23 protein-coding genes and 5 tRNA genes are annotated in these 26,068 nt (G+C 42.2%); 22 read left to right on the plus strand and 6 right to left on the minus strand.

Annotated elements, in window-relative coordinates; translation table 11 throughout:
* Nucleotides 1–3: 3 nt before the first annotated feature.
* The 6 genes from ACYH0L_RS01000 to murQ are packed head-to-tail and all read right to left on the minus strand — an operon-like array spanning nucleotide 4 to nucleotide 7,736.
* On the minus strand, nucleotides 4–1,251 hold the full coding sequence (locus ACYH0L_RS01000; RefSeq protein ID WP_482354260.1) for an exo-beta-N-acetylmuramidase NamZ family protein: 1,248 nt from the start codon (nucleotides 1,249–1,251) through the stop codon (nucleotides 4–6).
* 11 nt (nucleotides 1,252–1,262) lie between these two features.
* A complete protein-coding gene (locus ACYH0L_RS01005; RefSeq protein WP_482354261.1) occupies nucleotides 1,263–3,182 on the minus strand; it encodes a glycoside hydrolase family 3 protein in 1,920 nt (639 codons plus the stop codon).
* Nucleotides 3,183–3,195: 13 nt separating this feature from the next.
* Nucleotides 3,196–4,551, minus strand: coding sequence for a penicillin binding protein PBP4B (gene pbp4b / locus ACYH0L_RS01010; RefSeq protein WP_256499226.1), 1,356 nt, complete (start codon nucleotides 4,549–4,551; stop codon nucleotides 3,196–3,198).
* A gap of 13 nt (nucleotides 4,552–4,564) precedes the next feature.
* On the minus strand, nucleotides 4,565–5,944 hold the full coding sequence (locus ACYH0L_RS01015; RefSeq protein WP_482354262.1) for a PTS transporter subunit EIIC: 1,380 nt from the start codon (nucleotides 5,942–5,944) through the stop codon (nucleotides 4,565–4,567).
* Nucleotides 5,941–6,810, minus strand: coding sequence for a MurR/RpiR family transcriptional regulator (locus ACYH0L_RS01020; RefSeq protein WP_099726241.1), 870 nt, complete (start codon nucleotides 6,808–6,810; stop codon nucleotides 5,941–5,943). The genes ACYH0L_RS01015 and ACYH0L_RS01020 overlap by 4 nt, the downstream gene beginning before the upstream one ends.
* A 14-nt stretch (nucleotides 6,811–6,824) precedes the next feature.
* Entirely contained in the window at nucleotides 6,825–7,736 is a 912-nt protein-coding gene (gene murQ / locus ACYH0L_RS01025) for an N-acetylmuramic acid 6-phosphate etherase (RefSeq protein ID WP_249704807.1), read from the minus strand.
* Nucleotides 7,737–7,956: 220 nt separating this feature from the next.
* On the opposite strand from murQ, the gene ACYH0L_RS01030 reads away from it, so the two are divergent.
* From ACYH0L_RS01030 to skfF, 22 genes are all read left to right on the plus strand, one after another.
* Nucleotides 7,957–8,031 (plus strand) — tRNA-Glu (locus ACYH0L_RS01030).
* A 6-nt stretch (nucleotides 8,032–8,037) separates the two neighbouring features.
* Nucleotides 8,038–8,113 (plus strand) — tRNA-Val (locus ACYH0L_RS01035).
* Nucleotides 8,114–8,116: 3 nt separating this feature from the next.
* Nucleotides 8,117–8,189, plus strand: a tRNA-Thr gene (locus ACYH0L_RS01040).
* Between the two features lie 28 nt (nucleotides 8,190–8,217).
* Nucleotides 8,218–8,302 (plus strand) — tRNA-Tyr (locus ACYH0L_RS01045).
* A gap of 4 nt (nucleotides 8,303–8,306) precedes the next feature.
* Nucleotides 8,307–8,378: transfer RNA gene (locus tag ACYH0L_RS01050), tRNA-Gln, on the plus strand.
* 137 nt (nucleotides 8,379–8,515) lie between these two features.
* Nucleotides 8,516–9,427 (plus strand): arginase, encoded by a 912-nt coding sequence (gene rocF / locus ACYH0L_RS01055; protein ID WP_327924662.1) that lies wholly within the window; start codon nucleotides 8,516–8,518, stop codon nucleotides 9,425–9,427.
* Between the two features lie 182 nt (nucleotides 9,428–9,609).
* Nucleotides 9,610–10,173, plus strand: coding sequence for an RNA polymerase sigma factor SigW (sigW, locus tag ACYH0L_RS01060; protein ID WP_034324045.1), 564 nt, complete (start codon nucleotides 9,610–9,612; stop codon nucleotides 10,171–10,173).
* Between the two features lie 14 nt (nucleotides 10,174–10,187).
* Nucleotides 10,188–10,808 carry an anti-sigma-W factor RsiW gene (gene rsiW, locus ACYH0L_RS01065; protein ID WP_099726238.1) on the plus strand — a complete coding sequence of 207 codons (621 nt, stop codon included), beginning with the start codon at nucleotides 10,188–10,190 and terminating at the stop codon, nucleotides 10,806–10,808.
* A 218-nt stretch (nucleotides 10,809–11,026) separates the two neighbouring features.
* Nucleotides 11,027–11,848: a diadenylate cyclase CdaA gene (cdaA, locus tag ACYH0L_RS01070; protein WP_099726237.1), complete on the plus strand. Its 822-nt coding sequence runs from the start codon at nucleotides 11,027–11,029 to the stop codon at nucleotides 11,846–11,848.
* Entirely contained in the window at nucleotides 11,841–13,250 is a 1,410-nt protein-coding gene (locus tag ACYH0L_RS01075; protein ID WP_327924656.1) for a CdaR family protein, read from the plus strand. The genes cdaA and ACYH0L_RS01075 overlap by 8 nt, the downstream gene beginning before the upstream one ends.
* A gap of 25 nt (nucleotides 13,251–13,275) precedes the next feature.
* Nucleotides 13,276–14,622: a phosphoglucosamine mutase gene (gene glmM, locus ACYH0L_RS01080; protein WP_099726235.1), complete on the plus strand. Its 1,347-nt coding sequence runs from the start codon at nucleotides 13,276–13,278 to the stop codon at nucleotides 14,620–14,622.
* 571 nt (nucleotides 14,623–15,193) lie between these two features.
* On the plus strand, nucleotides 15,194–16,996 hold the full coding sequence (gene glmS, locus ACYH0L_RS01085; RefSeq protein WP_482354263.1) for a glutamine--fructose-6-phosphate transaminase (isomerizing): 1,803 nt from the start codon (nucleotides 15,194–15,196) through the stop codon (nucleotides 16,994–16,996).
* A 571-nt stretch (nucleotides 16,997–17,567) separates the two neighbouring features.
* Nucleotides 17,568–17,918 carry a DUF2200 domain-containing protein gene (locus ACYH0L_RS01090; RefSeq protein ID WP_256499229.1) on the plus strand — a complete coding sequence of 117 codons (351 nt, stop codon included), beginning with the start codon at nucleotides 17,568–17,570 and terminating at the stop codon, nucleotides 17,916–17,918.
* 266 nt (nucleotides 17,919–18,184) lie between these two features.
* The gene (locus ACYH0L_RS01095; protein ID WP_099726231.1) at nucleotides 18,185–18,376 is read left to right on the plus strand and encodes a PLD nuclease N-terminal domain-containing protein; all 192 of its coding nucleotides are present in this window, start codon (nucleotides 18,185–18,187) and stop codon (nucleotides 18,374–18,376) included.
* 14 nt (nucleotides 18,377–18,390) lie between these two features.
* Complete coding sequence (locus ACYH0L_RS01100) at nucleotides 18,391–19,308, plus strand: ABC transporter ATP-binding protein (protein WP_482354264.1); 918 nt, start codon at nucleotides 18,391–18,393, stop codon at nucleotides 19,306–19,308.
* A complete protein-coding gene (locus ACYH0L_RS01105) occupies nucleotides 19,305–20,069 on the plus strand; it encodes an ABC transporter permease (protein ID WP_482354265.1) in 765 nt (254 codons plus the stop codon). Before ACYH0L_RS01100 ends, ACYH0L_RS01105 begins: the two co-directional genes overlap by 4 nt.
* A 201-nt stretch (nucleotides 20,070–20,270) precedes the next feature.
* Entirely contained in the window at nucleotides 20,271–20,681 is a 411-nt protein-coding gene (locus ACYH0L_RS01110) for a RidA family protein (protein WP_249704803.1), read from the plus strand.
* A gap of 280 nt (nucleotides 20,682–20,961) precedes the next feature.
* Nucleotides 20,962–21,129: a sporulation killing factor gene (gene skfA, locus ACYH0L_RS01115; protein ID WP_017366484.1), complete on the plus strand. Its 168-nt coding sequence runs from the start codon at nucleotides 20,962–20,964 to the stop codon at nucleotides 21,127–21,129.
* 64 nt (nucleotides 21,130–21,193) lie between these two features.
* The gene (skfB, locus tag ACYH0L_RS01120; protein WP_256499230.1) at nucleotides 21,194–22,429 is read left to right on the plus strand and encodes a sporulation killing factor system radical SAM maturase; all 1,236 of its coding nucleotides are present in this window, start codon (nucleotides 21,194–21,196) and stop codon (nucleotides 22,427–22,429) included.
* A complete protein-coding gene (locus tag ACYH0L_RS01125; RefSeq protein WP_099726225.1) occupies nucleotides 22,422–23,912 on the plus strand; it encodes a CPBP family intramembrane glutamic endopeptidase in 1,491 nt (496 codons plus the stop codon). Before skfB ends, ACYH0L_RS01125 begins: the two co-directional genes overlap by 8 nt.
* Before the next feature lie 17 nt (nucleotides 23,913–23,929).
* Entirely contained in the window at nucleotides 23,930–24,652 is a 723-nt protein-coding gene (locus ACYH0L_RS01130; protein WP_482354266.1) for an ABC transporter ATP-binding protein, read from the plus strand.
* Nucleotides 24,645–26,066, plus strand: coding sequence for a sporulation killing factor system integral membrane protein (skfF, locus tag ACYH0L_RS01135; protein WP_256499231.1), 1,422 nt, complete (start codon nucleotides 24,645–24,647; stop codon nucleotides 26,064–26,066). The genes ACYH0L_RS01130 and skfF overlap by 8 nt, the downstream gene beginning before the upstream one ends.
* Nucleotides 26,067–26,068: the final 2 nt, after the last annotated feature.

Below are 26,068 nucleotides of genomic sequence, written 5' to 3' on the forward strand. Positions count from 1 at the left end.
GAGTTAATAGATGAGATATTTTTTCCGTTTCTTTTCGAACGTTTTGAGATCATGATGATAGCGTTTCATGATGTGTTTGACTGAAGTGCCTTTATTGATTTCCTCTTTGACCCAACCATTCCCGATCAGTTTATCAAAGCTGCCTGTTTGAAGGAACTGAAAGTCATTAGGATACAAATCATGGATCGCTTTGATGATGGATAACCCCGTTTTCACAGCTTCAAATGAAGAGCGGTTTGTGACATATAGCTGCACACCGTGAGAAAGAGTCCCGGCATGTTTTGAAAAGGTAGGGGTGAATGAAACGGGTCTAAATTGAACGCCTTTTAGCTTTAGCTGATTTAAATGATCCGCTAGCTCGTTGCTATTGATATATGGAGCGCCAATGAGCTCAAACGGTTTTGTCGTTCCTCTGCCTTCCGAGACGTTTGTGCCTTCAATTAATCCTGTGGCTGGATATACAAAGGTACTATCAACTGTCGGCATGTTAGGTGAAGGAAGGACGAACGGCAGCTTCGTGTCATCGAACGTCATAGATCGCTTCCAATTTTTCATTTTGATGACTGTTACATCAGCATTGATATGAAACTCTTTGTTAAACATATTTGCGAGCTCCCCAGTGGTCATTCCATGTCTTAATGGTATTGGATAAAGACCCACAAATGAGGAGTGTTCGGGTTCTAATACAGGTCCTTCTACTTTTAGCCCGCCTATGGGATTTGGACGGTCTAGGACAACAAATGGGATATTGTTTTCCTTAGCGGCTTCCATCGCGTAGGCCATCGTGTAAATATAGGTGTAATATCGAGCGCCAACGTCTTGAATATCAAATAGCAGCACATCTACATTTTTGAGCATATCAGGAGTTGGTTTTCTTGTTTTTCCATAGAGAGAGTAAACAGGCAGGCCTGTTTTTTTATCGGTATAGGATTCGACGCCTTCTCCTGCTTGTGCATCGCCGCGCACGCCGTGTTCAGGTCCATATAGAGCAGTGAGCTTGATATTTGGATGTTCAAATAGGAGATCGACACTGCTTTTCATGTTTGCATCAATGCCGGTAGGATTCGTAATAAGCCCTACCTTTTTCTCTTTTAGCCATGAGAGATTACTTGAGAGTAATGTTTCGATGCCTGTTTTGACTGCTGCTTTTTTTCCTTTTGTGTCTGTTCGTCCTTGATCTGGGGGGGAGGCGGCGGTCAATGTGCTCATCATGAGAATGCTCGCGAGTATCAAGCTTCCTGTCTTTTTCAAGAGAATCCCTCCTATTTGATCTGTTTCCCTTTCAAGTTGAGCCCATAGCCAAATGGGTAAAGGGTTTGATTCGGATGAGTGACAGATGGGATAGCGACTGGCAATTTCCCTTTAGGTGATGCCGCTCCAAATATCACTTCTAGTCCAGCAGGAATATTCGGTTGGTTGAATTGTCCGTTTGCATAGCCTTTAAAACCGTAAACAGCCAGTAAGGCATCGGCTTCCTCGAAATTAGCAGCATCATATGGGTTTCTAAGACTCATGATGACCATTTTTTTGTTTTGTGATTTTGCTTCTTTCATGACAGCACGAGGGAAGGCGGTTGCCCATTTCTTCGGGTCCTGTACATTGTCATCAATCACGCCATCATTCACAGCTGGGTCATTTTGGACAACGTAAGAGCCGGTAATGACATAGTCAGCATCTTGAATCAGTTTGGCTGTTTCTTTGGAGAAGGTCTTATCTGCAAAAGCGTATGATTGGGTACGTACAGGCTTGATCTTTTTTTGTTTGATCAGAGATTCAATCGTGACAGACATTGCTTTTGTTTGATCTTCATAGGGTGCCATGAGCAAGATTCGGTCATTCTTTTTAGGTTGAAAAGGTAAGGTCTTGTCGTTGTTTTTAAGTAAAGTGATTCCTTCACGGGCCATTTTTTGTTCAGCTTTCCGGTGCGACTTTTTACCAACGAGTTGAGTGGCTTTTTTGATTTTTTTCTCAAGACTTACTGGCTTTTTAGTGGAAATGATGCCGCGCTTGATCTTCAATTGAAGGATTTTTTCGACAGATTGGTTGATCTGAGACAGCGGAATTTCGTTTGATAGAACGGCTCGTTTTAAAGCATTAAACACATTTTCTAGGTTTTTCTCGGTTTTTAGAGATGTGACAGGCGCTGGCATGAGGGCAATGTCGACTCCTGCTCTAATGGCCATGACCACGGCTTCTTCCTGTCCGAAGTTATCTGCAATCGCCTTCATATTTAGAGCATCAGTCACAACAACTCCTTGAAAGCCCATCTCTTCTTTTAATAAGTGTGTGATCACTTTTTTAGATAAGGTAGCTGGAACCATGATGTCCTCGCCATCTTTTTTACTTTGATAGGTCGTGTCATCAATGGCAGGAAATTGAACATGAGCGGTCATAACCATATCCGCACCTGCGTTGATTGCTTGTTGAAATGGATACAGCTCAATCTTTTTTAAACGATCTAGGTCATGTTCTACGAGCGGCAAGCCGTAGTGACTATCGACGGCTGTATCACCATGTCCCGGGAAATGCTTTAGTGTGGAAATGGTCTTTTCCTTTTGAAGTCCTTTCATGGTTTGAAGGCCAAGTCTAGTGACAAGTGCAGGGTCAGAGCTAAAGGAACGGACACCTATGACGGGGTTGTTTGGGTTATTATTCACATCAAGAACAGGAGAGAAGTTTGTATTGATACCTAAGGCGTTTAATTCCTTTCCGATGATTTTTCCTGTGTCGTATGCATTTTTCTTGCTTCTAGAGGCACCAATCGACATATTTCCTGGGAAATGTGTTCCCTTTTGTAGTCTTGTGACGATTCCGCCTTCTTGATCAATTGAAATGAGTAAAGGAATATTTGGCGATGCTTTTTGAAATTCATGAGTGAGTTTGACGGTTTGTTTCGTATCAACGACATTCTCTGCAAATAAGATGACACCGCCTAGATGATATTTCTCTACAAGATGGGATACTTCTTGATTCATCTTTGTTAAGCCTGTAGGCGCGGATTCACCTTTTGTTTGCCAATTGCGAAAGTCTGGCATGAGCATTTGGCCAATCTTTTCATCCAGTGACATGTCTTCCACCATTTGTTTTGCGGTTGGAAGAGAGGCAGAGCTAATCTTTTCCGTTGGAATGGAAGAGGTTAGCAGGGCAAAAACCAGAGCAGCGGGGAAGAGAGATTTTAACATCGAATTCCTCCTTTTACTTAAAAGATTCGTAGATTGCGGTCATGATGCTTCCATAAGTACCAGTTGGGAAAAGATCACCTTCGAATTGATTAGGGTTGGTTTCAGGTGAAACGACAGGTGAATGTTTCTTATTCGTCAGCAAAGCGATACCTAGATTGTGTTTTGGATCAATCAACGTCATCGTTCCGGTCCAGCCTGTATGTCCATAGGCTTCGTTACTTGCATATTTTCCAAACATCCATTCCATGTCAGTATTGCCGTTTTTCCGCCAGCCTAGCCCGTAAGTTGGGTTCGTGTCTGAGGATGTTGTAAAGAGATCGATAGAAGCTTGGTCAAAGATGGTTGTTTTCCCATAGCCTCCTTTGTTGAGCATCAGCTGGAGCAGCACCGCCATATCTGAGGTGTTAGAGAAAAGTCCAGCATGGCCGGAGACACCAGCCATTGAGTAATATGCTTTCTCATCGTGTACTTCTCCTAGCAGGGTGTATCGTCGAATGTTTTCAAAATCGATCACACCATCTCGCGTATTGCCTAAACGTTCAGTTGCTGCAAAATGCTTGGGCTTGAATCCTTTTTGCAGCGGATTGAACATTGTATGCTTGAGACCTAGCGGCCGATAGATCGTAGACTCTACATATTGATCAAGAGGGATTCCTGTTTTTTTCTCGATGATCATACCTAAAAGCATGTAATCAATATCACTATAAATATGCTGGGTACCTGGCTCGTATTGTAGAGGCACCTTAGGCAGCCATTTCATGGTTGTTTGTCTATCTTGAGAGAAAAAAGAGCCAGCTGCTTCTTTGCTATAAAATAAGACACTGGATGGGAGACCGGCAGAATGTGTGAGGAGATCTTTTACCCGAAGCTGATCTTTGCCGGTGACCTTTGCATCTGGTTCATCTTGAAAGTCTGGCAGGATGGATTGTATTTTTTCATTCACATCTAGTTTTTGTTCGTATACAAGCTTTTGCAGGGCATAGTTGGTGGCGTACATTTTTGTATTGGATGCCAGGTCGAACAGCGTGTTCTTTTTCATTTTCTTATACGATTTGAGTTCGTTAGACCCTTCGTATTTTTGCCTGTAGCCATAGGCTTTTTGATGGACGATCTTACCATCCTTGATGATGATGAGCGCGGCTCCTGGAAATCCTGCTTTGATATCGTTTTGAATCATTTGATCAACCTTCCTAAGCTGCCTGGAAGAAAAACCTACTTGTTCTGGTCGTTTTGCTTTTTTTAAGACGGGATATTCTTCAGGTGCTGTTTTAGACAAAGACGATACAGGATGGGAGCTGGTTGCAAATGTTTGTACTGGTAGCCCAAGGAGCATGAACAGACATGTCATCAAAAGAAAACATTTCTTCAAGAGCTAGACCTCCTTATTGATTGGTTCCCTCGAATTCAACAGCCATATCATCATGAAAGCCAAATAAGTATGTGAAGATAAATCCAGCGACATATGCAATGAATAGTCCAATTAAGTAAAGAAGCATTTGATGCGCGTGAACGATAAAGGTTAATGGAAGACCTGATACCCCAATTGCTTTAGTGGCGATTTGGAAGTAGGCTTGAAATGCTCCGCCGATTCCAGCACCGAGACAAGCAGTGAGAAATGGTCTTCCTAGTGGTAGTGTGACACCGAAAATGAGTGGTTCACCAATACCAAGCATTCCTGAAGGAAGTCCACCTGCAATGGCTCTTTTGAGCTTTTTCTTTTTTGTTTTCATATAAATGGCAAATGCCGCACCGACCTGTCCTGCGCCTCCCATAGCTAGAATTGGCAGAAGCGGGTCATCTCCAATTGAATTGATGAGTTCCATATGAATAGGTGTCAGTCCTTGGTGAAGTCCTGTTACTACAAGTGGAAGGAAGGTCGCACCAAGAACAAATCCGGCGAAAATACCGCCCATGTTTAATAGATAAGTGAGTCCTGAGGTGATGGCATCAGATATAAATCCGCCGACTGGCATGAAGACGATGTACGTAAAAATTCCAGTAATGAGTAATGTGATGGTTGGTGTGACGATGATATCGAGTGACTGCGGGACGAAGCGTCTAATTCGGGTCTCAACAAAGGCCATAAAGATGGCGGCAAGAAGAACACCGATGAGTCCGCCTCTGCCTGGTAGAATATTTGTGCCAAATAACATAATATCTGCGGAGGCTGGGTTAATAATGAGGATACCAGCTAAAGCGCCTAATGCGGGAGAGCCTCCAAATTCCTTTGCGGCATTTGTTCCGACTAATATCCCAAGATAAGCGAACAAGCCTGAACCAATAACGGTTAAAATGATCGCAGCTTGAGATTTTTCATCAAGCCAGCCCGCTTGCACGATTGCTTTTGTAATACCAGTAATGAGGCCTGACGCAACCAGTGCTGGAATGATAGGGATAAAAATGCTGGCAATCCGTCGTAAGAACAGCTTGAACGGTGTGCGGTTCTTTTGTGAAATGGCTTGCTTGTTTTTTTGTGCTTCGTTGTTCAAGTCAAATGAACCAGAGGCTTTTAGCAGCTGTTCAAACGCACTTGATACTTGGTTGACAACGCCAGTGCCTAAAATGATTTGAAGCGTTTCCGCCTCGACGACGCCAATGACGCCATCAAGTTCTTTGATCGCTGTGATTTGAACTTTTTCATCATCGATCGGTGTAATTCGGAGACGTGTCATACAATGTGTATGGGAAGAGATATTTTCAGAACCACCACAGAGCGAAAGAATATCTTTCGCTAACTGCTGATATTTCTTTTGATGACTCATGTTGAATCCCCCTTTGGTTTTCGTTTCATGGAGCGGATGGCATGCCTTGTCTTGTCAATATACTGCGCTGTCTCTTCATATTGACGGGAAGCTAAACTGAGGAACAAGACATCAATTAAGTAGAGCTGTGCCATTCTAGAGGAAGTGGCAGCACTGCGAAAAGGTGCTTCATTGGAACCGGACGTCGATAGGTGAACGTCACATAAAGCAGAAACGCTTGTATGACCTGGATGCGTTAAGGCAATGGTTTTCACTTGATTTTCTTTTGCGAGCTGAAGGGCTTGAATGATGTCTAACGTTTCTCCAGAAAAGGATATACCGAAAACAATGTCGTTCTTTCCTGCATTTGCGATGACGGTGGATGCGATATGCATGTCAGTGAAGGCTGTGGCTGCATAATTGATTCTGAGAAATTTCTGCTGTGCGTCAGCTGCGACGATGCCAGATGCACCAACACCGATAAAATGGATTTGATTTGCATGTAGCAGCAATTGAACGGCCTTTTCTAAAGTATCTGCATTTAAAATAGAGGCAGTATCCTTAATCGATTGAATCGAGTTTCCTGCTGTTTTTTGAATAATGGATTGAAGTGGTTCATCTTGTTCGATATCTCGGTAGCCTTGTTTATCGTCATGCATTAAGTCTCCAGCAATCCGCATTTTTAAATCGTGATAGCCATCTAGTCCGAGAGATTTACAAAGGCGGATGACTGCAGAGCTGCTTGCACCGGCTGCCTGACTGATCTCGTGTACTGTGCTCTTAATGACTTTGTCAGGATGGGCAAGGATATAGTCTGCAATGATTTTTTCAGATTGGGGGAGCTTTGCTTTCATTGTGTGTATTAGGGAGAGTCCACCTGCTGACATGAGCTCTGCCTCCTTTAGGATTGATGATGTGAGATGGCTTTGTCGATATGACCATTCGCTTTGTTGAGTAAATTCTTGGCTGTTTTCTTGTCTGTGTTTGTTTGGAGCATGACGATGGCGGTTTTGACTTCTAAATCTGCCGATTCAAGTGTTTTCACGGCTTGTTCGTAGGAAGCGTTTGTCACATGTTGAATGATGGTGATGGCGCGTTCTTTTAATTTATGATTGCTGACTTTTACATCAACCATCAGGTTTTCATATACTTTGCCTTGTCTGATCATGACAGAGGTGGAAAGCATATTTAAAATCATTTTATGAGCGGATGCGGCTTTCATTCGTGTTGACCCGGTGATGGCTTCAGGTCCAACGACGACTTCAATGGCGCAGTCTGCCAGCTCGCTAATTTCTGCTTGTTCATTGCAGCTGAGGGCTACTGTTTTTGCTCCGATGGATCTTGCGTAGTTTAAAGCACCGATGATATAGGGCGTCCTACCGCTAGCGGCAATGCCGACGACAGTATCTGTTGACGTGAGGTGGATGTGTACTAAATCCTGTTTACCGGCTTCTTCACTGTCTTCCACATCTTCGGCAGCGTGTGAAAACGCGGAGTCCCCACCTGCCATGATGCCTACAATGACATCAGGTGAGACGCTATAGGTTGGTGGACATTCAACAGCGTCCATCACGCCAATTCTGCCGCTTGTTCCAGCGCCTAAATAAATGAGTCTGCCTCCATTCGAGATGGATTCATAGGCGAAGTCACTTGCTGTTTTCACATGTGGAAGTACACGATTGACCGCTTGAGCGACTTTCATATCTTCTTCATTGATCATTTGGAGCATTTCGAGCGGATCTGCTTGTGAAATTCCCATTGTGTTAGGGTTTCTTGATTCTGTTGTCAAAGAACGCAGTTGAGATGGCTGCATGTGACATACCTCCTTATTTCTTCATTTTCAGTATATTGAGTATGATATGAAATTTCAACATTATATTTAAATACTGAAATTATATTTCAAGTAAAATGTCGTGCTGCAAGGTGGTTAATTATTAGAAAATAAAAAAAATAAAATTCCCCTTTACAAAAGGGGGACAACCTGTATATAATAACTTTTGTCAGCTTCACGGAAACAGTAAACTTGACAAACTGGCCCGTTGGTCAAGCGGTTAAGACACCGCCCTTTCACGGCGGTAACACGGGTTCGAATCCCGTACGGGTCACCATGATGTGGAGGATTAGCTCAGCTGGGAGAGCATCTGCCTTACAAGCAGAGGGTCGGCGGTTCGAGCCCGTCATCCTCCACCATATGCCGGTGTAGCTCAACTGGTAGAGCAACTGACTTGTAATCAGTAGGTTGGGGGTTCAAGTCCTCTTGCCGGCACTGTTTTTTCTTTATCAATTCCATATGTGGAGGGGTAGCGAAGTGGCTAAACGCGGCGGACTGTAAATCCGCTCCCTCCGGGTTCGGCGGTTCGAATCCGCCCCCCTCCACCATTTTTGGGCTATAGCCAAGCGGTAAGGCAACGGACTTTGACTCCGTCATGCGTTGGTTCGAATCCAGCTAGCCCAGTTAAGACACCTTTTTGAAAAAGGTGTCTTTTTTTTATGTTAGCAGAGGGAATGTATAACTATTCAAAATGTTGTCGAGTTGAGTCAGGAGGCATCGAGAAAGTAAAATATAGGCATGAACAGAAAGGGGATGTACATATGGGAGATCAAAAGAGGGTCACGATTGTCGGGGTTCCGATGGACTTGGGTCAAACGAGAAGGGGCGTCGATATGGGGCCGAGTGCGATTCGATGTGCTGGCGTAAAAGAAAAATTGGAATCGCTCTCATTTGATGTGGAGGATCTCGGGGATATTCCAGTCGAGCAAAGGGACGATGAGAAAGGTTTACATACAAGTGAAAAATTAAAAAATCTAACGGAGAATGCTGGTGCCAATCAGCTGCTTGCTGAAAAGGTTGACAGTATTGTGCAGTCAGGTTCGTTTCCATTGATTTTAGGCGGTGATCACAGCATTGCGATTGGCACACTTGCCGGTGTAGCTAAGCATTATGAAAACTTGGGTGTCATTTGGTATGATGCACACGGTGATTTAAATACGGAGGAAACTTCTCCTTCTGGAAATATTCATGGCATGCCGCTTGCTGTCAGTCTTGGCCTTGGGCATGCTGATTTAACGAACATTGGTGGTTATTCTCCTAAATTGAAACCCGAAAATGTCGTATTAATTGGTGCTCGTTCCTTAGATGAAGGAGAGCGGCAGTTGATTAGAGAAAAAGGTATGAAGGTGTATACGATGCATGAAATTGATCGTTTAGGGATGACAAGGGTGATGGAGGAAGCAATTTTGTATTTAAAGGAAAGAACAGATGGTGTCCACCTATCACTTGATTTAGATGGGCTAGATCCAGCGGAATGCCCGGGTGTAGGAACTCCTGTGGCAGGCGGCATTAGTTATCGTGAGAGTCACCTTGCAATGGAGCTTTTAGAGGAAGCAGGTATTTTAACTTCAGCCGAATTTGTGGAGGTAAATCCAGTATTAGATGAGAAAAATAAAACAGCAGAAGCGGCTGTTGCTTTAATTGGTTCTTTAATGGGTGAAAAGTTATTGTAGAGCGGGACTTGTTCCCGTTTTTTTTATTTTGGGGAAATTTAAGGATATATTAAGGTTTTTACTGGCTAATAAGCGTAACACGCTGTCAAAAATTTGTTACACTATTTTTTAGAGGAGAATGAAACCTTTTGGAAAGAGGTTCGTATACATAAAGACCGGTGAAGGCAGAGGTTGAATATACTATGGACACAATGATCAAAAAGAGAATTAAGCAAGTGAAAAAAGGCGACCAGAACGCATTTACAGACATCGTAGACCTGTATAAAGACAAAATTTATCAGCTGTGCTACCGTATGCTTGGGAATGCACACGAAGCAGAGGATATTGCGCAGGAGGCGTTTATTCGTGCCTATGTGAATATTGAGAGCTTTGATGTGAATCGTAAGTTTTCCACGTGGCTGTACCGCATTGCAACCAACCTGACCATCGACCGTATTCGCAAAAAAAAGCCGGATTATTATTTAGATGCAGAGGTGGCAGGAACAGAAGGACTGAATATGTATTCTCAAATTGCTGCTGATGGCATTTTGCCAGAGGATGAGGTGGTGTCTCTTGAGTTATCGAGTACCATTCAGCAAAAAATTCTAAGATTACCCGATAAATATCGTTCAGTCATCGTATTAAAGTATATTGATGAACTCTCGTTAAAAGAAATTAGTGAGATTCTGAATATACCAGTTGGTACAGTGAAAACGAGAATACACAGGGGTAGAGAGGCTCTCCGGAAACAGTTGAGAGACCTTTGAGTGAGGTGATTTTGATGAGCTGTCAGGAAAAAATCGTCCTGCTTATGCATCAGTATTTAGACGGGGACATTGAGCCCCAAGACGAAAAAGAATTAAAAAGCCATCTGCAATCGTGTGAGGAGTGCCGTACTCATTTTCAACAAATTGAGAAATCCATTGCGCTAGTGCAGAGTACATCTCATATAGAAGCACCTTCTGATTTCACTGCAAAGGTGATGGCAGGTCTTCCAAAGGAGAAAAAGCGTGTCTCGGTTCAAAGATGGATCAAAGCTCACCCGCTGATCGTAGCCGCTGCCCTCTTTCTCATTTTGATGGGAGGCAGTCTGTTTACAAGCTGGAATACTGATCATAATTTCAGTGTGTCAAAGCAGCCGAATCTCGTGGTTGAAAATGATACAGTGACCGTACCTAAAGGGGAAACCGTCAAAGGTGATGTCACTGTCAAAAATGGCAAGCTGATTGTAGAAGGCAAGGTTGATGGAAATGTCACAGTCGTCAATGGGGAACAGCTGACTGCTTCTGCCGGACAAGTCACTGGTCAAATCAATGAAATTAATGAAGTGTTTGATTGGATCTGGTACAAAATGAAATCCACAGCACAAAACGTGATGCGGGTCATTGGGCCAGAGGAGTAAAAGTAAATCAAACAGCATGGAGCAGTCTCTTAGGGGCTGCTCTTTTTCTATATCATTGCTCAGATTCACGCATACTAGACAGCCAGCTATATATGGCAACTATTTTCCTTGCTGAAATAAAATGTGGTATAATAGCCTCGCTATGTATTTACACATAGGCTTTTTTTATAAAAAAATGCATCACACGAAGAAACTTGAAAATTCTGGAGGACGAGGAAATGGCTTTAGGGGATATTCCTTTTTTGCAGTACCTCGGTAATGCTGTTGATATACTCGTTGTTTGGTATGTGATATATAAATTAATGATGGTCATCCGCGGAACAAAAGCGGTTCAGCTTTTAAAGGGAATTGTGGTCATTGTTCTCGTCAGGATGGGAAGTGCGTATCTCGGTCTTAACACACTTCAATGGCTGATGGACCAAGCGATTACGTGGGGTTTCCTTGCGATCATTATTATTTTTCAGCCAGAGCTAAGGAGAGCGCTTGAGCAGCTCGGGCGCGGCCGTTTCTTCTCAAGAAGCGGGACACCTGTAGAGGAACAGCAGCAGAAAACGATCGAGGCAATTACAAAAGCAATTAACTATATGGCAAAACGCAGAATAGGAGCGCTGCTGACAATTGAGCGCGATACTGGGATGAATGATTACATAGAGACAGGAATTCCTTTGAATGCAAAGGTGAGTTCTGAGCTGCTGATTAATATTTTCATTCCGAATACCCCGCTTCATGACGGTGCTGTCATTATGAAGAGTGATGAGATTGCAGCTGCAGCTTGTTATTTACCGCTGTCAGAAAGTCCTTTTATCTCTAAGGAACTCGGAACGCGCCACCGGGCGGCAGTTGGTATTAGTGAAGTGACAGACAGCTTAACCGTCATCGTCTCTGAGGAGACAGGCGGCATAAGTGTCGCAAGAAATGGTGATCTCCATCGAGAATTGACTGAAGAAGCGCTTGAAGAAATGCTGATTGCTGAATTTAGTAAGAACAGCAAAGATGCTTCCTCGACCAAATGGTATTGGAGGGGCAAGAAAAATGGATAAGATTTTGAATAATCGCTGGGCCGTAAAGTTTCTTGCATTGGTCTTCGCTTTATTGCTGTATGGTGCAGTCAATTCAGCGCAAGCGCCCACGCCGAAAAAAATCGGTGAATCCTTTTTCCCAACATCGACGACAGATGAAGCAACCTTAACCGACATTCCTGTTAAAGCGTATTATGATGACGAGAAGTACGTCGTCACTGGTGTACCGCAGACAGTCAATGTCACGATTAAGGGATCAACAAGTGCTGTGAAAACAGCAAGACAAACAAAGAATTTTGAAATTTATGCAGATATGCAAAACTTAACGACAGGCACACATAAAGTGGAGCTGAAGGCAAGAGATGTATCAAAGGGAATCACATTATCAATTAATCCGTCTGTGACGACTGTGACGATACAAGAAAAAACGACAGCTGAATTTCCTGTTGAAACAGAATTTTATAATCAAAATAAAATCAAAGACGGCTATTCACCCGAACAGCCCATTGTGAATCCGAAAAAGGTGACTGTCACTGGCTCAAAGGATGTAATCGACAAAATTTCTGTCATTAAAGCATTTGTGAACTTAGAGGATGTCGATCAACAGATTGAAAAAGAAGCGAAGCTCACTGTGTATGACAGCAGCGGGAACGAGCTGCCAGTCGAAGTGAGTCCGTCAGTAGTGGATATTACGGTCCCAATCACGAGTCCAAGCAAGAAGGTCCCGTTTAAAATTGAGCGGACGGGCAGCTTACCGGATGGGATCAGTATTTCAAGCATTGAGACAAGTCCGAGTGAGGTCACAGTGTACGGCTCTCAAAAGGTGCTAGATGCACTTGATTTTATTGATGGCGTTAAGCTGGACCTAAGCAAAATCAAAGATGATACGGAGATTGATGCCGACATTCCCCTGCCAGATGGTGTGAAAAAGGTGTCGCCTGAAACCGTTAAGATCAAAGTGAAGGTTGCAACAGCTGAAGAAAAAAAGATCGATAATGTACCAATCTCTGTCGTGGGTCTGAGCAAGGATCTCACCTCTGATTTTGTGAGCCCGTCTTCTGGGCGGCTCACGTTAACAGCAAAGGGATCAAAGAGTGCGATTGATAAACTAAAGGCTTCAGATATTGAAGCCTATATCAATGCGGGGGACTTGAACGAAGGAACACATGAGGTCAAAGTGCAAGTGAATGGTCCTCAAAACGTGACGTGGGCATTAACGAGATCAAAGGTCAAGGTGAAACTTACCTCTACTGACACGGAAGATCAGCCGGCTTCTACGAATGATCGAAAGGATCGATCGTCTGATGACGATGGTCAGGAAAAGAAGAGAAAAGATGAATCGACACAAGATAAAGCAAAGAAGGAATCAATTCAGAGACAGCGGATGAAAGAAGATAAAAAAGAGGACACAGAGCCCTCTTGAATGGTAAAAAAGGAGCGATTGAAACATGGGCAAGTACTTTGGAACTGATGGTGTAAGGGGTGTGGCTAATAGCGAATTAACGCCAGAGCTCGCATTTAAAATTGGGAGATTTGGCGGCTATGTCCTCACGAAGGATAAAGAACGTCCAAAGGTACTCGTTGGACGAGACACACGTGTATCTGGTCATATGCTAGAAGGAGCACTCGTTGCAGGCTTGCTTTCAATTGGGGCTGAAGTGATGCGTTTAGGTGTGATCTCAACACCTGGCGTGTCCTATTTAACGAAGGCAATGGATGCAGAAGCAGGTGTCATGATTTCTGCTTCTCACAACCCAGTTCAGGATAACGGGATTAAATTCTTCGGTGGCGACGGCTTTAAACTGTCAGATGAACAGGAGAACGAAATTGAGCAGCTAATGGATCAGCCAGTCGATCAATTACCACGTCCAGTTGGAGCCGATCTTGGAACGATGAATGACTACTTTGAAGGTGGTCAGAAATACTTGCAATTCTTGAAGCAGACAGCAGATGAGGATTTCACAGGCATTCACGTGGCCCTTGACTGTGCACATGGTGCAACATCTTCTCTTGCGACACATTTATTTGCTGATTTAGATGCAGATGTGTCCACAATGGGAACATCACCAAACGGCTTGAATATCAATGATGGCGTCGGCTCAACTCATCCAGAGGCACTTTCTGCTTTTGTAAAGGAAAAGGGTGCGGATATTGGTCTTGCGTTTGATGGTGACGGTGACCGTTTAATTGCAGTCGATGAAAAAGGTGATATCGTAGACGGCGATCAAATTATGTACATATGTGCACGTTATTTGAAGAGTGAAGGCCGATTAAAGGATGACACAGTCGTGTCAACAGTCATGAGTAACCTCGGCTTCTATAAAGCGTTGGAGAAACAAGGCATTAAGAGCATCCAAACCGCTGTTGGTGACCGCTATGTGGTCGAAGCGATGAAAAAGGACGGCTATAATGTCGGCGGCGAGCAATCAGGCCACTTGATTTTCCTTGATTACAATACGACAGGTGACGGCATGCTTTCTGCCATCATGCTTGTGAATACGCTAAAAGCGACAGGAAAAACATTATCAGAGCTTGCGGCTGAAATGGAGAAGTTCCCGCAGCTTCTAGTGAATGTGAAGGTGTCTGATAAATATAAAGTGGAAGAAAATGAAAAAGTAAAAGCTGTGATTCAAGAGGTTGAAAAAGAGATGAACGGTGACGGCCGTATTCTTGTTCGTCCATCTGGAACAGAGCCGCTTGTACGTGTGATGGCAGAGGCGAAAACAAAAGAGCTGTGTGATGAATATGTGGCTCGAATTACGGCTGTTGTCAAAGAGGAAATGGGTATTGAGTAATAGATGAAAGCAAATCGCTAAGCAGCGGTTTGCTTTTTTTTCGAATAATCGTCATAAGTGAAATGAACTGTACGAATGATATAGGCGAGGGCAACTTGCTAATGCCTTCATACATAGGAGAGCACATCAATTGTAGAACGTGACAAGCCTCATTGCATATAGTGTATGGAGGTCTCGCTTTCTCAAATGAAAGGGATCACCCCTAAATTGTGATTGACGGAGGTCAGACCTTATAGTACAATCATCCTTGTGTTATTGGATTTTTATTCTAGCTGGAAAGGCAGGGTAGATGTTCAGGAACTCTTATAATGATAGCGCCCGAACTAAGCGATCGGACGACAGATGCTTAGTTGACGAGGATGGAGGTTATCGAATTTTCGGCGGATGCCTCCCGGCTGATCAAAAGAGATCACAGCCGTAAGTGTTTCTTTAAAGCAAAGAGGTGACTCTTTGTACAAAGGGAATACACATGATCTCCCAAAATAAACATGTAGAGAGGGACGAAGAAATGTCCCTTCTATTTTAGTAGGCTTTCTTTGTCCCTTTCACGTGATCGGGAGGAAGAATATTTATGTGTGGAATCGTAGGTTATATTGGTCAGAATGATGCGAAAGAAATCTTATTAAAAGGCTTAGAGAAGCTTGAGTACCGCGGGTATGACTCAGCAGGTATTGCTGTGGCAAACGAAGAAGGCGTGCATGTGTTCAAAGAAAAAGGACGTATCGCTGAGCTTCGTGAGGTCGTTGATGCAAACGTGGCATCTACAGCAGGAATTGGACATACACGCTGGGCAACACACGGTGTACCAAGTCATCTCAATGCGCATCCGCATCAAAGTGCTTTTGGCCGTTTTACGCTTGTTCATAACGGTGTCATCGAGAACTATGTACAATTGACACGCGAATATTTACAAGACATCACACTTAAAAGCGACACAGATACAGAGGTTGTTGTTCAAGTCATCGAACAATTTGTAAGCAGAGGTCTTGATACAGAGGAAGCTTTCCGTCAAACGCTTCTTCAACTAAAAGGCTCTTACGCAATTGCCCTTTTCGATAACGAAAACAAAGAAACAATCTATGTGGCGAAAAACAAAAGCCCATTATTGGTTGGTTTCGGCGAAGATTTCAACGTTGTAGCGTCTGACGCAATGGCGATGCTTCAAGTAACAAACGAATATGCGGAATTAATGGATAAAGAAATGGTCATTGTCACAAAAGACGAGGTGATCATCAAAAACCTTGACGGTGATATCATGACACGTCCTTCTTATATCGCTGAGCTAGATGCAAGCGACATCGAGAAAGGCACATATCCTCACTACATGTTAAAAGAAACGGATGAACAGCCGCTTGTGATGCGCAAAATCATCCAAGAATATCAAGACGAAAACGGCAAGCTGTCAGTCGCTGGCGATATCGCAAGCGCAGTAGCAGAAGCAGACCGCATTTACATTGTGGCTTGTGGAACGAGCTACCATGCAGGTCTTGTCGGTAAACAATATATTGAAAACTGGGCGAAAGTACCTGTAGAAGTTCATGTAGCAAGTGAATTCTCTTACAACATGCCGCTTCTATCGAAAAAGCCATTGTTCATCTTCCTTTCTCAATCTGGGGAGACTGCGGACAGCCGCGCTGTACTTGTTCAAGTCAAAGAGCTTGGTCATAAAGCATTAACAATCACAAACGTACCAGGTTCTACGCTATCTCGTGAAGCGGACTTCACATTGCTTCTTCATGCAGGACCAGAAATCGCAGTAGCTTCAACAAAAGCCTACACAGCACAAATCGCTGTTCTTGCGATCCTTGCATCCGTTGCAGCTGAATTAAATGGTCAATCTCTTGACTTTGATCTTGTGAAAGAGCTTGGTATTGTGGCAAACGCAATGGAAGCCCTTGTCGATCAAAAGGATGAAATGGAACAAATCGCTCGTGACTTCTTCACAGTGACACGTAACGCATTCTTTATCGGAAGAGGACTTGACTACTATGTGTGCCTTGAAGGTTCACTAAAACTAAAAGAGATCTCTTACATCCAAGCAGAAGGATTTGCTGGTGGAGAACTCAAACACGGCACGATTGCGTTAATTGAAGAAGGTACACCGGTCATTGCCCTTGCTACGCAAGAGCACGTGAACCTCAGCATTCGCGGTAACGTCAAAGAAGTCGTTGCACGCGGCGCAAACCCATGTGTCATCTCACTGAAAGGCCTAGAAGACGAAGGCGACCGTTTCGTCCTTCCAGCTGTACACCCAGCACTTGCACCACTTGCATCTGTTGTCCCATTACAGCTGATCGCTTACTACGCAGCACTTCACCGCGGGTGTGATGTGGATAAACCACGTAACCTTGCGAAGAGTGTGACGGTGGAGTAGGTTTTAAATAAAATCGGATTTTTGATACCCCTTTAGATATCATTTTCTAAAGGGGTATTTTTGTGTCAAAAGAACTAGAATCATATAGATTTGAAAGCACGATGATTTTTTATTAAGGGATGATGTTTATTCATGTGCTACAGTATTTGAAGGCTGCTTTCTTTACAAAATATAGATCGTTTTCGAGGGGGAATATCATTTTTATTCGATATTTAAAAAAGGAAAAATGGGGAATTGTTTTTTCTTGATTGGTTATGTCGCATTGTTTATTAGCTCTTATTTATTGATTGGCGGTCCTACCTAAGCAGAGGACGATTGGTGTATTCCTTGGGTTTTGTATCGTTCAATTTCTTAAATATAGGGATTTCAAAAAAAGATGAAGGAAATAAAAAGCAAAATAACAAAGGTTTATATCATCGATGGATGATAATGTGCTATGTTCAATAAAGATAGAATTCCAAATTGGTTTGAAAATAAAAGGAATAGGCATGATATGAATGAGAGAGTTGAGAGTAACACCTTGCGGAGGCAAAGCAGTATAAATAATTAATGAAGAAAGAGAGAATAACACATGACCAAACCCAAAATTTACACAATGAGTTTTGCAAAAGTCTATCCTCTCTATATAGCAAAGGCGGAGAGAAAGGGACGAACGAAAGCTGAAGTCGATAAAATCATTTGTTGGTTGACAGGGTACAGTCAAGAAGAGTTACAGATACAATTGGCTAAACAGACAGACTTTGAAACCTTTTTCGCTGAGGCCCCTGATCTTCATCCTTCTCGCAGCTTGATTAAAGGAATCATCTGTGGTGTTCGAGTGGAGGACATTGTAGAAGATACTATGCAGAACATTCGTTATATGGATAAGATGATTGATGAGTTAGCGAAAGGGAACGCGATGGAAAAAATTTTACGAGCATAAGCACATAAATAACGATTAGACTTGAAGCCGTTCAAAGAAACTCAGAGCTTTTTAGGAAAGAGCATGCATAACTAACCATGTTTAGAATTTTAAAATGAATAGAAAGCCCAGTGAACGCACCTTCACTGGGCTTTTTTATATCATTTACACCCTCTTATAGATCATTCGACCAATAAAAATAAAATCCATTTGAACGAATGCGTTCTTCATGTCGTCAAAAGAAGTGATATCAAAACAAATTGGAGTTTGGAAAGGGAGTGGCGTGGATGGATATGAAAATGATATTACCTCTCATTTTGCTGCAAGCCATTTTAATGGTGATTGGTTTGTTTGATTTGCTCAAAAGAGATCCATCAAGGATCAGAGGAGAAGTGAAGTGGGTTTGGGCGTTGGTGATTGTGTTTGTGGCGAGTGTCGGTCCTATTGCGTATTTCATTTTTGGCCGTAAACAATCTTAAAAGGGGGAATTTTCTTGAATATGCTGGAGTGTCATGGGCTGACGAAATCATATGGTCGGCATGAAATTTTAAAAAATGTTTCGTTTTCTGTTGGAGAGGTCGGATGTGTCGGCTTTTTAGGAGCTAATGGAGCGGGGAAGACAACGACGATTCGGATTTTGACGGGGCTTGCTCGCCCTACGTCTGGCGTCGTGAAGGTTGCGGGTTTGGATGTGACAAAGGACATGAATGAAATCAGTCATGTGATTGGGTATTGTCCGCAGCAGCCTGCATTTTATCAGGATATGACGGGGCAGGAGTGGATGCATTGGGTTGGCGGGTTATTTCAATTAGAGAAAAAAGTGATTCGCTCCAAAACCGAGGAATTGTTGAAGCTTTGCCGCATCTATGAGGCGAAGGATCGTTCTATAGGCAGCTATAGCGGAGGAATGAAGCAGAGGCTCGCCATTGCGCAGGCACTCATCAACAGCCCGAAGGTTCTCATCCTAGATGAACCTGTGTCCGCACTTGACCCAATGGGAAGAAAAGATGTCCTGATCTTGATTGAGCGTCTAAAGCATGAGATGTTGATCTTTATGTCGACCCATATTTTAGATGACATTGAACGAGTGGCAGATCATATTATCATGATCAACAGTGGGGAAATTGAGATGTCCTCTCCCATGAAACAGATCAAAGAAGACTACATTCAGCCCGTGATCGAATTTCAATTAGAAAAACAGAATGCGGAGCTAGTGGCTTTGTTAAAAGAGCGGGATTGGGTGGAGGATTGCATTGATACAGGGGAGGCTTATCAGGTGCGAGTCAAAGATCAACGAACGGCATTGAAGGAGCTGCCTGCTCTCATCACTGAAGCTGGCGGTGTTCTACTCAATTATCGATTATCTAAGCTGACGCTTGAAGATATTTTCTTGAAGGTTGTGAATTCATGATGATGTTCAAAAAGGAATTTAGGGAGTTATTCACTAGTTATAAAATCTTATTTGTTCCAATCATTTTTACGATTTTAATGATCACGCAGCCTATTACGCTCAAAATGCTGCCTGATCTTTTATCGAAATCAGCTAATTTACCTGAAGGGTCTACATTTTATATACCAGAGCCTAGCGCTGGAGAGGCGTTAGCAAGTGCATTGAGCAAATTCGATTCGCTCGGCGTTTTTATCTTGATTATGATCGTGATGGGGACGATCGCGGGAGAGCGTGCCTCTGGGGTCGCTTCGATGATTATGGTGAAACCGGTCAGTCGAACGAGTTATTATGTTTCAAAAATATGCGCCTATGCCTGTCTGACCTTGTTTAGTTTGGTGGTGGCGGTGCTGGCCTCTGTTTATTATGTGGACATTCAATTTGGGCATGTGGACTGGGTCAATGTGTTAAAAGGAACACTTCTGTATTACCCAAACTTACTGCTGATTGTGGTGTCAACCATTTGTGCCTCGGCTTTCTTTCAGCGATCGGTGACGGCTGGCGGTGTTTCGCTTTTGATCAATCTCATTCTTTTTACAGTACCTCCGTTTTATGAGAACACGTTGGGGAAGTATGCACCTAAAGGCATGACAAGTGCGGCAGAGGAAATGATCCACCGAGGGACCTATTCTGATCATGCGCTTACCAGTTTTTTAGGTGTATCAATGTTGATCGTGCTCTTTTTTCTCGTCGGATGGTTTCTTTTTAGAAAACAAGAATTATAGCATGATGTACCCTTTTGATTTGCGGATCTAAAGGGTCTTTTTAGTCTGTTCCGTATCATTTTGCGAAGGATAATTTTCATTTTAAATGGAGCTGTGCACGGAAAATCGGCTTTCATCAAGAGCATAAAAATCTGAATACGATAGAAAGTTTGGTATGATGGATAAAAATTGATTGTATTTTCAGAAAAGGGGTTTTCATCAATGAAAACATCACGTAATCCTGAGTCGATTCACACGCCAGTTGCACCGTATACCCATCAAATAGAGACAACAGGACCACAGCGGTGGTTAACCATATCAGGTCAAGTAGGGATGGAAGTAGATGGGACAATCCCGGCGAGTCCTTTGGAGCAGCTCGAGCTAGCGCTAGAGAATGTGAAACGAAACGTAGAAGCAGGAGATATGAAAGTGGAAGATATCACGAAGCTTGTGTTTTATCTGGTGGGGGAATTTGAAGCTGAAAGTCGAAAGCGAATCATTGGTCAGTTCTTAGGTGACCATTTGCCTTGTATGACGATGATTTATGTGGTTGCTTTGGCATCTCCTGCTTTTAAGGTAGAGGTGGATGCTTGGGCGTGTCAGGATAAGGTTTCAGTTGATGAGTTGTTCTAATGCTTGTCTTGATGAAGTAGATGATGAAAAAAGTTTTTGCTTGGATCAGTCACAAATTAAATAATAAGAAGAGCGCTATGGGACTAAAAGATTGGATTGTCATATCCAATCTTTTTTATTTTGATTACTTTCTAATGTAATACTATAAAACCCTTTTAAGTATATTTTTAGAATATTTTACACAATTCCCCTTACTTCGACATTTTCCATATGGTAATATCAGGGTGCATAGTAAGTGGGTCTATTGACACTATGCAAAATTTGAGAGGAGGTTTTACTTATGACAAGAAACCAAAAAGAATGGGAATCTGTGAGTAAAAAAAGCCTTAAGCGTCCAGGCGGTACTTCAATTGTAAAGGCAGCTGGATGTATGGGGTGCTGGGCCTCAAAGAGTATTGCAATGACACGTGTTTGTGCACTGCCACATCCTGCAATGCGAGCTATTTAATGAATAACATAAGGAGTTAAGCATATATTGCTAGCTCCTTATTCTACAAAAGGGGTGTCTATTTATGTCAAATAATCAACTAGCAGAATACGATTTACCTGAACTAGCGATCCATTTACAGCCTCATGGGGCCGTCATGATAGATAGAAAATCAATGTATTATTTTAGATTGAGTGGAAGAGGAGCTCAGCTTGCATTTTTATTATCTAAGAATAAAAACTTGAGAAAAACTGCTCGTATCTGGGAAATCGTTAAAAAGGAAGAGCTAACAGCTGATCAGCTGCGTGAAGAATTGAGTGCCCATCCTTTTACTGAAGCTTGGACACAAGGGTTATTGGATCAACCTATTCAATTTTCTGGATCTTTACAGTCCTATTTGCCCATTAGCTGTACTCTCCAATTAACAAATGCTTGTAACTTAGGGTGTTCCTTTTGCTATGCCAGTTCCGGTAAGCCCTATCCTGAAGAGTTAACATGTACCCAGTGGATTAATGTGATGCAAAAGTTAGCCGCACAAGGCGTAGCTGATGTCACTTTAACGGGGGGCGAAGCCAAGTTAATCAGAGGTTTTAAAGAGATTGTAATGGCTGCCAGTTCATTATTTACGAATGTAAACGTGTTTAGCAATGGCTTAAACTGGAGACAGGAAGAAGTAGAACTTCTTAGTCATTTGGGCAATGTATCTGTACAAATTAGCATTGATGGCAAGAGTGACACTCATGATTCCTTAAGGGGAAGAAAAGGTGCTTTTCAAGAGAGTATGGAAACCATTAAGCAATTAGCAGAAGTGAATGTTCCTGTAATTGTTGCAATGACTATCAATGAAATGAACGCTGATCAGGTAGCAGAGGTTGTTGATCATTGCGCAAAAGCAAATGCCTCTATTTTTCGTGCTGGTAAGACATTATCCGTTGGGCGTGCTACAAAGAATTTTAAAGTGCTAGAAACTTCGTTTGAACAGCGTGTTCAAAGCCAGTTACAGCAGGCGCGTCATAAATGGGGACACCATTTGAATATAATCGATTGGGAGCATGAAGAGAGTTCTTTTACAACTGATTTTTGTACACCTGGTTATTTGGCTTGGTATATAAGGGCAGACGGTTATGTGACACCCTGTCAATTAGAGGATATTTCTTTAGGTCATATTCTAACGGATTCCTTTTCTGATATTGGCTCACCAACACGTCTATTGGAATTGAAATGTGAAGCGAAAAACTGTAAATGTATAGGGAAAGTTGAGCTATCCGAGCCAGACCTACCTTTTGAAAATGAAATGAGAGCAGGAATCACTCATGAATAGTACGACTTTTATTTTGTGGACAGGTCTTGGAGTGATAGGGCTATTCCTGTTTACAAAGTATAGAGTATCAACTATAGAATCAAATCTTTTAGATAAAAATGAGGCAAGAAAAGTCAGTATAGACTTTATTAGAGAATTTGTGGGAATAGATGTAGAGGCTTGGGATGTATATTCAGTCTATTGGTATGATCATGAAACAGTGAATAAGCTACATCATTTAGGTTTACTGAAAAAAAATCGACATATACTTCACGAAATGGGATTGGTTGAGTCTTGGCGCGTTCGCTTTGTTCACCAAAATCAATCATTCGTGATAGGAGTAAACGCAAAACGTGAAGTGACATTTTTTTATGCAGATGTAAGGCAAACTTCATTATCTAAAAAAGATGGTCAAATATCACTAGAAGGGTTAAAAAATCAATTAACTTGTTCTTCAAAGGGATTATGGGCTAAGACAAAACCAACTGGTTCTGGTTCAAAAGAAGAGGATTTTCGGGAAATTAAAACGTATTGGTATCTTGCTGAAAAGGAAGATATTCGGCTTAAGGTAACAGTTGAAATGCAATCTGGTGTGATCACTTATATCGGTACAGATACAGAGATTCTAACAGATCAGATGAACAAAGTAATAAGAGATGAACAAGTTGAGTCTACTTTTGGCATCTCAGGAATGTTAGGATCAGCCGCTGCGATGGTCATAGCTATTTTAGTTTTAGTCTTAATGAATGTTCAAACTCAAATCACACTAAGTCTTATACTGGGTTTAATTATTGTACTAGTGCAATCTCTCACAATTAAGGAAGATATACAGTTAACGATTGTGAATGCTTACGATGCTAGGATGAGTGTTCATACTGTTCAATTACTTGGCATACTATCCACTTTGTTTGCAGGATTATTGACAGGATTTGTAGTATTTATATGTTCATTGGCAGGAGGTGCTCTTGCGAATGAATTAGAACTGAAATTTTTAGATCAAATCATTGTGCAGATTTTTATCGGTCTTAGCGCTGGATTAATTAGTCTAGGTATCACATCACTTGTCTTTTACCTGTTAGAGAGAATGAATCGATTGCATATTTCTCCAGAATTATCAAATAGAAGTATGTTTTTATCTGGATTCACCTTAAGACAAGGGCTTAATATGAGTCTGCAAAGTTCTATTGGGGAAGAAGTAATATACCGACTCTTAATGATTTCTCTAATATTTTGGTTAAGTGGGAGTACGATATTGTCCATTTTAATATCATCTTTATTATGGGCAATTATGCATCAGGTCACAGGGTATGATCCAAGATGGATTCGATGGGCGCATCTTTTTGTTTTTGGATGTTTCCTTGGTTTTCTTTTTGTGAATTATGGATTTATTTGTGTACTGGCGGCACATTTTATACACAATTTGGTGCTCGTTTGTATGCCCTTATGGCAATTTAAACTTCAAAGATATCTACATACCAAAAAGCCTCAGCATACATCACTCTAATATAAAGGAGAGATTTGATGCCATTCATGGAGGTTCAGAATGTAAGCAAACGATATAGCAATGGTGATGGGATAGAGGATCTGTCATTTTCCATCGAAGCAGGAGAGGTTGTGGCGCTGCTTGGCCCTAATGGTGCGGGGAAAACGACAACCATTCGATGTTTAACGGGTCTATATCAACCAGATCAAGGGAAGATTCTCATAGAGGGTTTTCCTCCTGGCCATTCCCATGTCCAAAAGCAAGTAGCTCTTATCCCTGATCAGCCATATTTGTATCCAGAATTAACGGTTGCTGAACATGTTCAATTCCGTGCAAGGGGTTATCATAAAGGCTTAAAACAAATCAAAGAAAAGGTATTTGAAGCGTTGAAAGAAGTACATATGGAAATGAAGATGAACGAACTGTGCGGAAGGCTTTCAAGAGGCCAAAAACAGCGTGTCGTCCTAGCAGGGGCCATTGTGCAAGATGCCTCCCTTTTTATTTTAGATGAACCGACTGTAGGGTTAGATATCCCTTCAAAACAGTGGCTGTCGGATTGGCTGAGACAAAAAAGCAGTCAAGGTGGGTCGGTCTTTGTGTCGACTCATAGTCTGGAGTTCGTTCTCGATACGGCCAGCAGGGTTGTATTGATTCGAGACGGTGCCATCATGAAGAGTATTGATGTTCCTCAATTGAAGGAAGAACAGGTTGAGTGGAGGGCAGAAGTTATTCAACTTTTGGGGGAGTGGTCTAGTGAATAACACACTCTCCCTTTTATGGATGAAATCCCAAAGGCGCTTGGTCAGTAAAAATCAAGAAAAGAAAATGCCCTTTCTGATCTTGCTGCTTTTCATTGCTGCAATTGGTTTTCAGCTGAGCGCAGTCTCAAGTATGGGGGATTGGAATGCTAGTGCAGCTGGATGGATCATTGTCTGTTTATTTGTTCTTTATACGGGCTTTGGCTTGTTTTCGAATCGGCTGCCTAGTCAGATGAACGATATCATTTGGTTATATGGAAATGGTGCGGCCTTATGGACGGTTGTGATGAGTGTATGGGTGTATCACATTTTTTGGCGAGGGGCTCTCCTCATTGTTTCTGCTGTGGCTGCAGATATTCTTCTATTTTGTATGACGCAGCAGTACCCTTTTCTACTCGGGAAATCACTCATCCTGACAGGGCTGTTATGTATGACCGAAACATGGATGATTGCGGTGTCTTGTGCTAGAACGATTCGAGTATACAAGCGGATGCTCTTACTCGGTTTTGTATTGCTGTTTTGCTGCTTTGCATTGCTCGTTTTGAATCAATTGATGTTGAAACAGTCCTCATTGATGAAAATCGCTGATTCTTTTATGTTTCAAGTTGGACGTATGATCGAAGAATTCTCATTCCTTTCTTTATTGATTTTTCTTGGTGTAATGATTCTGTCGTTAATGATGATGTACAGGGCCAGTCATCGTTTAGAGATGAAGGAGACGTTAGTCAAGGAGGCAGCATTTTGGGAGGAATTTGAGGGGAAACAAATTCATTCAAATCCAATGAGTCCAAAGAAAGGCAAGACGTGGTGGGGACTTCCAGTATTAACGGGCATCTGGGCTTTTCTTTGGCTAGAATTATTGTTGATGAAAAAGTATGTGACCTTCCATCTGTTATCTACCATGCTATTAATAGGTACTTACTATGTCGTCATTTCTTATTTTTCAGATTGGTTGGATCTATTCTTTATGGTCATTGGTGCATCCGTCCTACTCAGTTCATATTACGCTGGGATTGTAAGACACGCGCAAACGGGAGTGCTGTATCTTTTACCAGGCGCTTTATATCAAAAAATTCTTCTATTAGAAGTGTTTCAAACCTTTTGGTTGTATGCGGTCTACTTTATTTCTCTTGTCTTGTTTGAGATTCAAGATGTATTGTATTGGGCCCTATATGGGGGAGGGGTTTATATATGGTTTTTGGCCATACGGCTCTTTGCCTTTACGCAGCCGCTAAGACGAGAAGCGAGTCTTTCTTTGGGCATCTATTATCGATCATTGCTCCTCGTATCTGTCATAAGTGCTGTGGTCATCATTGGTATTCATATGTTCACTGATGGCTGGTTTACAACGATTACATGTTTATTTGCTGGATTTGTATTTTATGTGATTTGTTATCGATGCCGTGGGTCTCATTAAAA

The sequence above is a fragment of the Bacillus sp. MC1252 genome, from assembly GCF_056838025.1.